Consider the following 12,584-nt stretch of genomic DNA (forward strand, 5'->3'; position numbering starts at 1 on the left):
AGGCGGGGTGCCGCTGACCCTGCCCACGAACGTGGATACTTCCGGTCACGGAAAGAGCAACGCTTACAGGTTCGTGCGTTCCGCTATCGACCATGCGAGAGAACGTGCTGCTGATCGGGGGCGGCGGCCGCGAACACGCCATCGCCCGCGCGCTCGAGGACAGCGAGGCCGACCTCTACGCCTGTGCCGGCAACAAGAACCCCGGCATCGCCCGGATCGCCGCCGGGTTCGAGACGCTCGAGACGACCGATCCCGAGGCCGTCGTCGACTACGCCGAGGCGGTCGACGCGACCATCGCCGTCATCGGTCCGGAAGCGCCCCTCGAAGCCGGCGTCGCGGACGCACTCGAGGCCGCGGGCGTCTACCCGTTCGGCCCGAAAGAGGCCGATGCCCGTATCGAGACGGACAAGGCCTTCCAGCGGCGGTTCATGGCGGAAAACGACATTCCGGGCTGTCCCGACTTCGAGACCTTCGACGACATGGACGCGGCGTGTGACTACATCGACGAGTACGACGGCGATCTGGCGATCAAGCCCGCTGGCCTCACCGGCGGCAAGGGCGTCAAGGTCATCGGCGATCAGGTCACCGCCGAGGAGGGCAAGGAGTACATCCGCGACGCCGACTACGACCGGATCGTCCTCGAGGAACGGCTGATCGGCGAGGAGTTCACGATCCAGGCGTTCGTCGCCAACGGCGAGTTCCGGACCGCGCCCGCGGTGCAGGACCACAAACGCGCCTACGAGGGCGACGACGGGCCGAACACCGGTGGGATGGGCAGCTACGCCGACGCGACGCCGGAGCTGCCGTTCATGACCCCCGAGGACTACACCGACGCCGTCGAGATCATCGCGGCTACCGTCGACGCCCTCGAGGACTACCGCGGGATCCTCTACGGCCAGTTCATGCTGACCGAGACCGGTCCCCGCGTCGTCGAGTTCAACGCCCGCTTCGGCGACCCCGAGGCGATGAACACCCTGCCCGTCCTCGAGACGGACTTCCTCGAGGTCCTCACCGCGGCGCGGGACGGCGAGGCCCCGCCCGAACTCGACTTTGCCGAGCAGGCGACGGTCTGTAAGTACGCCGTCCCCGACGGCTATCCGACCGATCCCGAAGCCGGCGCGAAAGTACAGGTCGATGAAGAGAGCGTGGCGCGGTCGGTCCGCGCCACGGAAAACTCGAGCGGCGATGAGCCGCGAGAGAGCGCCGGCGACGCCCTGCTGTACTACGCCAGCGTGGACGAGCGCGACGACGGCATCTACACGACCACCTCGCGGTCGTTCGCCGTCGTCGGGACCGCCGACTCGATCGCCGCGGCCGAGGAGATCGCCGAGGACGCGCTCGCGGTCGCCGGCGAGGAGGGACTGCGGATCCGCCACGACATCGGCAAGGCGGACCTCGTCCAGAAGCGAATCGATCACGTGAACGAACTCCGCGGCGAGTAGCGATCGTCCCTGTCTGGACGGAGAGAGACTACTCGAACGGATTCGTTGCCGTCGTGACACGAGTGATCCCGTCGACCGCATCGAACCCGTCGTCGAACGAGTAGAGGAACTCGAGTTCGCGGCGGCCCATCGACGCCGCGATGACTGCATCCGTCAGCGAGAGCGATTCGTACTTTCGGAACAGCGATCGTCCGGCGTCGATATCGCGTTTCGGCGTATGGACGATTTCGAACCCACTGCTTTCGATGATCGCGTCGAGCGTCCGTACAGCGACGTCATGTTTCCCCTTTCGTTGGAGGTAGTTGATGACCTCCTCAAGGACGTCGCTCAACACGTATGCAGTCGGGAGGGTTCCGTGATCGACCGCTCTCGAGATGGCAACCGCACGGTCGTGGTTTTGGTCCCGCGATAACCGAGCGGCGATGAGAACGTTCGCATCGACGACGACTCGAGCCATTAGGAGTCTCCGGGGATGAGGTCGTGATCGTCGGCCGCATCGGTTTCCTCACCGATATCAACGGGGTCGAGTTCGGAAAACGCACCGTACCGTTGCGTTACAACTTCGACGGAGAGGGTTCCGTCTTCGGTGACGCGCCAGCGGATTTTGTCCCCGGCTTCGATATCGAGTTCGCGTCGGACCGCTGCCGGAACCGTGACGGAATAGCTGTCGTTTATGGTCGTTTCGTCCTCGATCCGGTGTGACATACCCGACTCTACGCGGTCAGTTAGGAAATAATTTGCCTCCTAATTTTCAGGTGATCGAGTGCGGCTTCCAGAAACGTGACCGATTCCGACCCGGGCTTCAGGACGCGGCCTCATCGATCGCCTCGAGCAACAGCTCCATCCCCAGCTCGATCTCCCGCTTGTCACGTCCAGCGGCGGCAGCAGTCGCAGCGTCTCGTAGCCCAGTCTAACTCAACAGCCCACGTCGGAACGCCGTCTCGAGGACCGTCTCACGTCGATCCGCCGATGCTCGGTCTCAGTTCAGACGACGAGCAGTACGGACGCGAGCGCACCGCCGACGAGCAAGACGGTGCTGTAGGCCGCGACCCGGTTGCGAAAGCCGTCGTTCGTCGATGTCGCGGCCAACAGGGCCTTGACGACGATGCTCGAGACGGTCGCGAGCAGGATGGCGATCGTCGCCTCGGCGGGCCCGAGCTGGCCGCCCCGGTAGAGGACGACCGCCGAGGTGGTTGCGCCGGCGCTCGAGACGAAGCCGCTGGCGACGGCCGTCGCGTAGAAGCCCAGCGTCCCGAACCACGTCTCGGCCAGCGATCCGAAGACGAGGACGACGAGAAAGACCGCACCGAACCCGAGGGCGTTTTTCAGCGAGAAGGGGCTCTCGAGTTCCATCGGTCCGGACTCGCTCCAGTCGGCGGTCGCGGCCGCGACGGCGAACGCGAGGACGATGACGGCCCCGAGCGGAACGATCGCCTCGAGGAGGATCCCGGCCTCGCCGCCGGCGGTAAAGCCGACTGCGATCGCGAGGTTGCGGGCGGCCATCGCGGCGTTGGCCAGCAGGATCGCGGCGACGGCGTAGGAGGCCGCCTCGGGGCGCTGGTCGACGTGGTCGAGCATCGTCCCGACGACGGCCGTCGAGGAAGCCAGCCCGCCGAAGAAGCCGGTGATCGCGATCCCGCGGCCGCCGTAGGTCGAGACGATCGCGTAGTTGGCGATGCCGATCCCCGCGACGGCGACGACCATCAGCCAGATGACCTGGGGCTCGAGCGGGATGGTGATGCCGGCGACTTCGGGCTCGTAGGTCGCCGGGAGGAGCGGATAGATGACGAACGCGAGGATGGCAAATTCGGTCGTCGAGCGCATCTCCTCGCGGGAGAGCCCCCACGCGAACTCGTGGAGTTCCCGCTTTAACACCAGCAACAGCGACGAGAGGACCGCGACAGTGACCCCCTCGAGGATGAACCCGGCCGCGACTAACACGCCGACGCCGTAGGCGACGAGCATCGATACCGAGGTCGTCAGCGAGAGGCCGGTTTCGGCCGGCTCGCCTTCCATGAGGCCCTGGACGGCCAGCAAGACCCCCTGGACGATCACCAACAGACCGCCCAGCAGGAGCAGGCTCTCGCCGACGTCGCCCTCACGGACCAGCACGGTAAAGACCGCCCCGAGCAGGCTGATCAGGGAAAACGTCCGAATGCCGGCGGCCTTCTGTGACCACTCCCGCTCGAGCCCGAGGAACATCCCCAGCGCGCCGGCCAGCGCGAGCCGGACGACGGTCTCCTCGAGGGGTGCGTTGGCGAGTTGCAACGGGACCTCGTTCACTCCCGACCGTTCACCGTGGTTGCATATAAGCGGCCCGCCGGCGTCGACGGCGGCTCGGTGGCGGTTCGATGCGCTGTGACCGACTGGACGGTGCGACGCCGAACCGGATCGAGAACGCGCTACAGGTCGACGTACTGGGACTCCCAGTCACGGCGTGCCTCGAGTTCCCGGCGGCCGCGCCGTGTGAGCGTATAGAAGTTCGTTCGGCGGTCGCGCCGGCCCTTCTCGACGAGCCCCTTGTCGACGAGGGTATCGAGGTTCGGGTAGAGGCGGCCGTGATGGATCTCCTTTTCGTAGTACTGCTCGAGTTCCTCTTTGATGGCTAGTCCGTGTGGCTCCTCCTCGCCAGCGATGACGTAGAGCAGGTCACGCTGAAATCCTGTCAGGTCGTACATTGGGGAAGTACCAATCGCATTTACTGTCGAATTTTAATAAGGCTATCGGGTCGTTTCGAGCGAAAGAGTCGTATTACCAGTGAACGGAGTCGTTTCGAGTGACCGGGATCCATAACTCCGGTGACGCATCGTCCGGCAGACCACACATAACGAGTGGGTCATGTTTACAGTACAGCTATTATATTTCCGTACAATTATATTGGCGAGAACGGTGCCCGAGCAGTCGTTTTTCGACAGACGAGAGACTGGCCAGTAGTGTCCGAATCGATGCGTCAGGACTAGAACAATCGTCTCGAAACAGGAAAGCAGATCGCGTGACGGAAAAATGTCACGCGATCGCTTGCCGCCCTGAATTGGTCCCCGCTGACGCTTCGGCCCTCCAAGCGAAGCGTCACGTGGAAGATTCCGTTGTGTCTACTTAAATGTAACGACACGGCTCGGCGGCGTCGACCGAGAAGCCACGCCCGGCCGCGATCAGATGTGTTCTTCCTCGAGGACCCAGCCGATCGCGCGCTTGTAGTAAGTGAACATCTCCTCGACGCCGTCGTGGCGCATCTCGTCGCTCTCGAGGTGTTCTGTGAGGAACTCGTACTGCTCGCGGATTTCTTCTTCGTCTCGCATACCAGTCACTACCGACCGAGAGGGGAAAAAAGCCGGCACGTACTCGACTCACACTGGCGTCGATCGCTCGACCGGTGGGCGCGGTTCGCTTAGGCGTCGTCGCTTTCGGTGGCGTTCTCGTCGCCGCTTTCGGTCTCGTTTCCGGTTCCGTCGTCCTCGGTGTCGGCGTCGCCGAACGCGAGCGTGACGTCCGCGTCGTCGCCGTCGATCTCGACGTCGTCCTCGGTTTCGTCGCCCTCGTTCTCGGCGGAGACGGTGTACTCGCCGTCCTCGAGGTCCTCGAACTCGACCTCGCCGTCACCGTCGGTCTCGTCCTCCATCGGGAACGCCGTGCCCTCGCCGTCCGTGGTCGTCTCGTTGCCCGTTCCGCCGTTCGGTCTCGTTATCGGACTCGTTTTCCATGCCACCGGCGTCGGTTTCGTTCTCCGACTCGTTGCCTATCGCATCGTCCGTCCCGTTGTCCGACTCGTTCTCCGTTCCACCGGCCTCGTCGTCCATGTCGCCCATACCGGCCTGCTCGAGCGTGACGGTCGCGCCTTCGACCGGGCCGTCGTCGCCCTCGACCGTGACCGTCAGCGTATACGTGTCGTCGCCGTTCCCGTCGGTGCCCGTCCCGTCGTCGGTATCGTTCGTCTCGTTGCCGTCGCCGGGACCGCTGTTCGCACAGCCGGCCAGCGCGGCGACGCCTGCGGTTCCGCTTGCAGTCACGAACGTCCGTCGGGTCAGTCGCTGTTGGGACATATCCGTTCGTTGGACGGTCTCCTCGATCCGGATGTGGCCTGCACCTGCTAGCCGTTAATTGCCTCTTGAACGCCACCCAGGGAACGATGACGGTCATCGGTTTCGGAACCCAACAGTCCGTTGTGAGACGAAACTGACGCCAGCGCCACTACCCGCCCGACAGCACTGAACCGATTCGGTGGTGCGGGACTGTACGCGAGTCGGGTCCGGTGGGCCTTTTGCGGTCCCGACCCTACCACGGCGTATGAAGATCCGGGGCGAGCGCGAGTGCAAGGAGTGTGGGACCCGCTGGTCGTACTACGAGACGGGTAGCGTCGGCTGTCCGGCCTGCGGGAGCCTCCGGAGCGTCGGCGTCGACGAGCGGACCGAACACACCGACTTGCGCGTGTCGTTCGACCTGACGCCGGTTCGAAACGCCATCGACGAGGCCGACACCAACGACCTCGCCGAGCGGGCCGGCGAACGCTGTCGCGAGTACGTCCGCCGCCGCGGGTTCGTCAACGCCGGTACCCTCCGGGACCTCGACGACACCTACCTCGCCGCGGCCGAGTTACTCCACGTCGCCGACATCGTCGGCCGGGAGATCCGCCTCGAGGACCGCGAGGAACTGTACTTCCTCGCCCTGCTCCGGGACGCTGATCAGGGCGAGCGGCCGCCCGTGGAGGACGTTCCATCAACGCTGCGGGCGGCCCGTGGGCTCGCCTACGCCGACGCCGTCCGGGAGTACCGACGCGACGTTCGCACCTGGGCCGCGGACCGCGACCTGACCGCCAGCGAACGGCAGGCCCTCGAGACGCTTGGCGAACACGTCAAGCGGATCCGGATGCTCGATGGCGACGTCGAGCCCCGAACCGCCGAACGCCTCGTCGAGGCGACGCGCGACCTGGCAAACGGGCTCCGCGGCGACGAGTTCGCCTTCTCACAGGCCCAGGAGCGACTGGACGCCCTCGAGTGACGCGGGCCGAACCCGATCGGGTCGCCGACCGCATTCGGGCACTGCCGGCGACCGCGTCGAAGACCGAATCGAATGGCGGCCGGCAACAACCGTCGGTCCGAATCTTTTCATTCTTATAGGATCCCCCAATTATTGCCAGACGAACGCAGCGACGGCCCTGCCCGAACTCGCTCTCCCGGTGTCGACCGCCGGTTCGAACCGGCGGCCGGTCAGGAACCGACCCTCCGAGATCGGATCGGAACGCGCTCGGTCTGTCGATCCCTCCCCGCTGGACGAGCCGACTGTCGGCACCTGAGACGGCGCTCGAGCGGCACGGAACGAACGGACGCGGCCGTTCGCTGCAATCGACTATGTCACACGGATCACCAGAAGAGCAGACGGAGTCGAACGGCAGTCGTATCGGCAGCGAGCAGACGACGGGCGACGGACCGTCGCCGTACGTCCCCGCCGGACGGAGTGTCGCTGAACTCACGATCAAGGCAGTCCTGATCGGGCTCGCGCTCAACGTGGTGATGCTGACCGCGAACATGTACCTCGGGATGCGCTCGGGGATGACGATCAGTGCCTCCATCCCGGCGGCAGTCATCAGTATGGGCGTGTTCTACGGGCTCCGTCGGATCGGCATCGGCGGGACGATCCTCGAGAACAACATCGTCCAGACGATGACCTCCGCGGGCGAGGCGCTGGCGGCCGGCGTCATCTTCACGATCGCCGGCGTCACGTTCCTCGATCAGCCGATCAACATCGTCAACACCGCGGTCGTGGCGATACTCGGCGGCCTGCTCGGGGTCCTCTTTATGATCCCGATGCGTCGGTATCTCATCGTCGACAAACACGAGGAACTCCCCTATCCGGAGGGGACCGCGTGTGCCGACGTCCTCGAGGCCGGGTCGCGCGGCGATGAGGGAGTGAAGCTCATCTCCGTCGGGTTCCTCGTGGGCTTTGTCTACATGTGGCTGGCCAACGGGATGGCCGCCTTCCGGACGACGATCCAGACGGCGTTCTCCGCGGGCGAGACCGACGGGTTCGCGATCGGCGGGGACTTCACGCCCGCCCTGATCGGTGTCGGCTACATCATCGGACCCCGGATCGCCGGCTACGTCTTCGGCGGCGGACTGATCTCTTGGATGATGCTGATCCCGCTTTTGATCACGGGCGGGTTCGTCCCGGAGTCGGCCGCGGACGCGGCACTGATGGTGCAGGCGAACGAGGTCTGGGACGAGTACATCCGCTACGTCGGTGCGGGGGCGATGATCGTCGGCGGATTCTACGCGGTCGTCTCGATGCGGGGGACGATCGCCGACGCGCTCGGCACCGCCGCGGCGGAGATCCGTGACTCCGGATCGGATGCGACCGCGGACCGCAAACGAACCCAGCGGGACCTGCCGATGAAGATCGTCGTGGGCGGCGCGATCCTGATCGCGCTCGCACTGGTCGCGGTCCCGCAGGTCCAGGTCGGCCTGCTGGGCGGGTTCATTGCGGTGATCGCCGCGTTCCTCTTCGTCGCCGTCTCGGCCTATCTCGTCGGGGTCGTCGGTAGCTCTTCGAACCCCGTCTCGGGGATGGCCGTCGCGACGATCCTGATCGCCGCGCTGGCACTGCGATCGACCGGTGTCACCGACCCCGTCGTCGTGCTGGTGACCGCGTCGGTCGTGGCCATCGCCGCGGCAGTCGCGGGCGACACATCACAGGACCTCAAGACGGGCTACCTCCTCGGGGCGACGCCCCGGAACCAACAGCTCGCACAGGTGATCGGGATCGCCGTCTCGGCGCTGTTCGCCGGGTGGGTCCTGTCCTTCTTCGATCAGGCCTACGGGATCGGGAGCGAGACCATTCCCGCACCGCAGGCCGGGATGATGGCGCTGATCTCCGAGGGCGTCCTCACGGGCTCCGCCCAGTGGGGGATGATCCTCATCGGTGCCGTCTTCGCGATCGTCCTGATCCTGATGGACGTCCCCGTCCTGCCCTTTGCAGTCGGGATCTACCTCCCGATCACGCTCGCGACGCCGATCTTCCTCGGCGGCCTGCTCCGGGCCGGAATCGACCGCTACGTCGCGCGACGCGACGACGAGGACGGCACGCTCGCCGAACACGCGACCTCGAGAGGTCGGATCGTCGCGGCCGGGCTGATCACCGGCGAGGCGATCATGGGGATCGTCATCGGCGCGCTCTATATCACCGGGACCGGAAACGCCGACGGCGCGCCGTTCCCGCTCGGCCTCGAGGCCGGGACGCAGTCGATCCTCGGCGTCGTCGCGCTCGTCGCGCTCGTCGGGCTCTTCACCGCGAGCGTCCTCTGGAACGCACCCAACACCGAGGCGTCCGACCAGTGATCGAGCCCGACACGACGACCGAGAACGTCGCCACATGACCGAACACGGCCCGACCGCGGTTCCGAGACGCGACGCCGACGACTGGGAGGTAACGACCGTCGATGGCGAGCCACGGGTCACGATCCACTGGACGAAGCGGCCACACAACCGGCTCGATCGGTTCCTGTTCGATCTCCTCGGGACCGATCGGGAGCGGGAACTCGAGCTAGATCCCGTCGGGACGACCGTGTGGCGACACTGCGACGGCGACCACACCGTTGCGGAGATCGCCGAGCGCGTCGCGGCGTCTCACGACGCCGACCGTGTCGCTCCCGTCGACGAGACGCTCGCGCACTTCCTCATGCAACTCGAGGAACGGGGCCTCGTCCGGTTCGAAGCGAGCGGAGCGCCCGGGGAGTGAGTCACGCCGGACTCGACGGGATCGTCGACCGGGAAAAAGACTGTCAGCGAATCGACCTGGACCCGTTCAGGGAAGGTCGACGTCGACGTCTTCCTGCAGGCCGGCGGCTTTGACAGTGTTGTACAGCAGCATAGCGCGGGTCATCGGCCCGACGCCGCCGGGGACAGGGGTAATCGCGCTGGCTTTTGCCTTGGCGCTCTCGAACTCGACGTCGCCGACGAGTTCGTATCCCTTGTCGTTGTCAGCGTCGACCCGGTTGACGCCGACATCGATGACGACCGTGCCCTCAGAGAGCATCGACCCGTCGACGAGTTCGGGGACGCCGGCGGCCGCGACGACGATATCGGCGCTGCGGGTCTTTTCGGCGAGGTCGTCCGTGCGGGAGTGACAGACCGTCACCGTCGCGTTGCCGTCGTCGGCCTTCTGGATCAGCAGGTTCGCCAGCGGCTTGCCGACGATGTCCGAGCGGCCGACGATCGTCACGTCCGTGCCCTCGGTGTCGACGCCGGCCGACTCGAGCAGTTTCTGTACCCCGTGGGGCGTGCAGGGACGGAACCGGGCGTCGCCGGCGACGAGTCGGCCGACGTTCTCGGGGTGGAAGCCGTCGACGTCCTTCGCGGGATCGACCCGGCGGATCACGTTGCGGTAGTCGACGTGGTCCGGAACCGGGGCCTGCACGATGTAGCCGTGGACGTCGTCGTTTTCGTTGAGGTCGGCGATGGTGTCGAACAGTTCCTCGGGCGGGGCGTCGCCGTCGACGTCGACGTGGTGGCTCTCGATGCCGACCTCCTCGCAGTCGCGCTGTTTCATGTTCACGTAGGTCTGGCTCGCGGGGTCGTCGCCCATGAGAACGGTCGCCAGTCCCGGCCGCGCGTCCGCATCGGCGAGTCGCTCGATCGACTCGGTCAGCTCGTCTCGGATCTCGCTCGCCACGGCGTTGCCGTCGATGATCTCGGTCATTACTCGAGTGGGCGGCCGCGAGACTCATTAATCCCCGGATCCGTGCCCAGAACGAGCCTAGAACCCTCCCGAATATGCACGTTCGTGAACACTCCTCAGAACCGCTCATCGAGGAACGACCGGATCGCCTCGTTCGTCTCGTCGGGCCCCTCGAGGTTCGAGGTGTGGCCAGCCTCCGGGATCAGTTCCATCTCGGCGTCGGGCAGTTCCTCGAGCATCGGTTCGGCCTGTGCGGGTGCGATCGAGGGGTCTTCCTCGCCGTGGACGATCAGGACCGGCACGTCGATCTCCGAGAGCCGGTCGGTCACGTCCTCGCGGCCGAGCCACGAGTTGAGTTCGTAGTGGACCGCTCGGCCGGGATAGGTGGCCCAGCGATCCACCCACGCCTCGACGAGTTCGGGGGTTTCCTCGTGGGTCGTCTCGCCGAACAGTTCGGCGGTCGAGCCCTCCGCGATCTCGCGGGGCATCGGCTCGAGGGTGTCCTCATAGGGTTCGACGAGAGCCTCGTACTCCGCCCGCTCGTCCTCGGGATGGGGTGTCGCCATCGAATCGATCAGGATCAGCCCGTCGACCCGCTCGGGATACTCGAGGGCAAAGCGCAGCCCCATGAACCCGCCCATCGACATGCCGGCGATGACGGCGCTGTCCTCGCCGATCCCGTCGAGCAGTGCGTCGCAGTCGTCCGCGAGATCCCACAGGTCGTACCCCGGCGCGTACCGGTCGGTCCGGGCCCGGAGGTCGTAGGCGACCGCCCGGTACTCGTCTCGCAGCGCCTCGAGCTGGGGCGCGAACATCGTCCGGTCCATCAACGTCCCATGGGCGAAGACGACGGGCTGTCCCTCGCCGACATCGGTCGTGAGCGCGTCGGTTCTGGTGCGGTACATCGCCGTCGCCGTTTCATCACTCATGCTACCAACCCACATTAGTAAGTGACAAAAGGTATTCGGTCCGACGCGATCCCGCTCGAAACGGACGGCGGCCGGCGACGCGAGGGCGAGTACAACGCGGTCGCGGATCTCGACAGCCTCGAGCCTGCAGGAAGAACGCGCCGAAAAACGGGAGAACGGTGGTCGAGTCCGGATCGACCGAGTCGACGCGGTCGTCGACTACTCGTAGAGCGGGTTGGCGTCGCAGAGGGTCGCGACCTCGGCGCGGACGTCCTCGATGACGGCTTCGTCTTCGGGAGCGTCGATGACACGGGCGATCAGATCACCGACTTTCCGGCAGTCGTCCTCGTCGAAGCCGCGAGTCGTCAGCGCCGGCGTGCCGGCGCGGATCCCACTGGGGTTAAACGGCGAGCGCGTCTCGCCGGGGACGGTGTTCCCGTTGAGGACGATGCCGGCCTCCTCCAGGGCCTCCTCGGCGTCGCCGCCGGACGTGTCGGGATGGCTCTCGCGCAGGTCGACGAGGACGAGGTGATTGTCGGTTCCCTCCGAGACCAGCGAGAAGCCGTTCTCGGAGAGGCTCTCACCGAGCGCCTTCGCGTTCGCGACCGTCTGCTCGGCGTACTCGGTGAATGCGGGCTGGAGCGCCTCCTTGAAGCCGACGGCCTTGCCGGCGACGTTGTGCATCAGCGGGCCGCCCTGGCCGCCGGGGAAGACGGCCGCGTCGATGTCGTCGGCGTACTCCTCGTCGCACATGACGATGCCGCCGCGACCGGCGCGGATCGTCTTGTGGGTCGAGCCGGTGACGAAGTCCGCGATGCCGACCGGCGAGGGGTGGACGCCCGCGGCGACGAGTCCGGTGATGTGGGCGATGTCCGCGAGGTGGTAGGCGCCGACGTCATCGGCGGCCGCCTGGATGCGTTCGAAGTCGATCTCGCGCGGGTAGGCGGAGTAGCCCGAGACGATGATGTCGGGGTCGAACTCGGCGGCGTGGTCCGCGAGGTCGTCGTAGTCGATGTAGCCCGTCTCCGGGTCGACTTCGTACTGTTCGACCTCGTAGAGCTGCCCCGTGAAATTCGCCGGGTGACCGTGACTGAGGTGGCCGCCGTGGTTGAGATCCAGCGACAGGATCTTGTCGCCGGGCTCGAGCATCGCGAAGTAAACCGCCTGGTTTGCCTGCGTGCCCGCGTGGGGCTGTACGTTGACGTGGTCGGCACCGAACAGCTCCGTCGCGCGTTCGATTGCGAGTTCCTCGACTTCGTCGGCGTACTCACAGCCGCCGTAGTAGCGCTCGCCGGGGTAGCCCTCGGCGTACTTGTTGGTCAGGGCGCTGCCCTGCGCGTCGATGACGGCCTCACTGGCGTGGTTCTCGCTGGCGATCATCTGGAGTGTCTCGCGCTGGCGATCGACCTCGCCCTCGAGTGCGTCGGCGACGGCGGGATCGACGTCCCGTACCTTGTCGTGGTCCATGTTCGAAGTGGGGACTGGCGGCCGCATAAGTGTACCTTTCCTCGGTAATACGCGCCGCAATACCGGCTGCCGGCGACCGGCCCCTGCCCTTCGACCGGCC

Annotated in this window: 12 protein-coding genes and 1 pseudogene; 4 read left to right on the forward strand and 9 right to left on the reverse strand. The window is 66.1% G+C overall.

All coding sequences use genetic code 11. The features are described 5' to 3' along the window. Positions 1-92 precede the first annotated feature (92 nt). A complete protein-coding gene (gene purD / locus ACERIM_RS00440; protein WP_373630686.1) occupies positions 93-1,442 on the forward strand; it encodes a phosphoribosylamine--glycine ligase in 1,350 nt (449 codons plus the stop codon). A gap of 28 nt (positions 1,443-1,470) precedes the next feature. Here the strand turns inward: purD and ACERIM_RS00445 are convergent, their stop codons facing one another. From ACERIM_RS00445 to ACERIM_RS00470, 6 genes and pseudogenes are all read right to left on the reverse strand, one after another. Further along, positions 1,471-1,899, reverse strand: coding sequence for a type II toxin-antitoxin system VapC family toxin (locus ACERIM_RS00445; RefSeq protein WP_373630687.1), 429 nt, complete (start codon positions 1,897-1,899; stop codon positions 1,471-1,473). Then, positions 1,899-2,147 carry an AbrB/MazE/SpoVT family DNA-binding domain-containing protein gene (locus ACERIM_RS00450; protein ID WP_373630688.1) on the reverse strand — a complete coding sequence of 83 codons (249 nt, stop codon included), beginning with the start codon at positions 2,145-2,147 and terminating at the stop codon, positions 1,899-1,901. Before ACERIM_RS00450 ends, ACERIM_RS00445 begins: the two co-directional genes overlap by 1 nt. A gap of 279 nt (positions 2,148-2,426) precedes the next feature. Then, on the reverse strand, positions 2,427-3,725 hold the full coding sequence (locus ACERIM_RS00455; RefSeq protein WP_006648872.1) for an MgtC/SapB family protein: 1,299 nt from the start codon (positions 3,723-3,725) through the stop codon (positions 2,427-2,429). A gap of 119 nt (positions 3,726-3,844) precedes the next feature. Beyond that, positions 3,845-4,120 carry a PadR family transcriptional regulator gene (locus tag ACERIM_RS00460; protein ID WP_006181693.1) on the reverse strand — a complete coding sequence of 92 codons (276 nt, stop codon included), beginning with the start codon at positions 4,118-4,120 and terminating at the stop codon, positions 3,845-3,847. Positions 4,121-4,594: 474 nt separating this feature from the next. Then, a complete protein-coding gene (locus tag ACERIM_RS00465) occupies positions 4,595-4,741 on the reverse strand; it encodes a hypothetical protein (protein WP_006181694.1) in 147 nt (48 codons plus the stop codon). 89 nt (positions 4,742-4,830) lie between these two features. After that, positions 4,831-5,482, reverse strand: a pseudogene (locus ACERIM_RS00470) (hypothetical protein). Positions 5,483-5,726: 244 nt separating this feature from the next. On the opposite strand from ACERIM_RS00470, the gene ACERIM_RS00475 reads away from it, so the two are divergent. The 3 genes from ACERIM_RS00475 (at position 5,727) to ACERIM_RS00485 (ending at position 9,170) form a co-directional block, all read left to right on the forward strand. Then, a complete protein-coding gene (locus tag ACERIM_RS00475; protein WP_006648874.1) occupies positions 5,727-6,437 on the forward strand; it encodes a hypothetical protein in 711 nt (236 codons plus the stop codon). A 350-nt stretch (positions 6,438-6,787) separates the two neighbouring features. Next, complete coding sequence (locus ACERIM_RS00480; protein ID WP_373630689.1) at positions 6,788-8,770, forward strand: OPT family oligopeptide transporter; 1,983 nt, start codon at positions 6,788-6,790, stop codon at positions 8,768-8,770. Positions 8,771-8,804: 34 nt separating this feature from the next. Next, positions 8,805-9,170, forward strand: coding sequence for a PqqD family protein (locus ACERIM_RS00485; RefSeq protein WP_006648876.1), 366 nt, complete (start codon positions 8,805-8,807; stop codon positions 9,168-9,170). A gap of 66 nt (positions 9,171-9,236) precedes the next feature. On the opposite strand, the gene ACERIM_RS00490 is transcribed toward ACERIM_RS00485, so the two are convergent. From ACERIM_RS00490 to glyA, 3 genes are all read right to left on the reverse strand, one after another. Next, positions 9,237-10,130 (reverse strand): bifunctional methylenetetrahydrofolate dehydrogenase/methenyltetrahydrofolate cyclohydrolase, encoded by an 894-nt coding sequence (locus tag ACERIM_RS00490; RefSeq protein ID WP_373630690.1) that lies wholly within the window; start codon positions 10,128-10,130, stop codon positions 9,237-9,239. Positions 10,131-10,225: 95 nt separating this feature from the next. Beyond that, positions 10,226-11,038 carry an alpha/beta fold hydrolase gene (locus ACERIM_RS00495; RefSeq protein WP_373630691.1) on the reverse strand — a complete coding sequence of 271 codons (813 nt, stop codon included), beginning with the start codon at positions 11,036-11,038 and terminating at the stop codon, positions 10,226-10,228. A gap of 198 nt (positions 11,039-11,236) precedes the next feature. Continuing rightward, entirely contained in the window at positions 11,237-12,484 is a 1,248-nt protein-coding gene (glyA, locus tag ACERIM_RS00500) for a serine hydroxymethyltransferase (protein ID WP_373630692.1), read from the reverse strand. Between the last annotated feature and the right edge of the window lie 100 nt (positions 12,485-12,584).

Origin of the sequence: Natrinema sp. H-ect1, from assembly GCF_041821105.1 — an archaeon.
In the GTDB taxonomy this organism is placed as follows: Archaea; Halobacteriota; Halobacteria; order Halobacteriales; family Natrialbaceae; genus Natrinema; species Natrinema thermotolerans.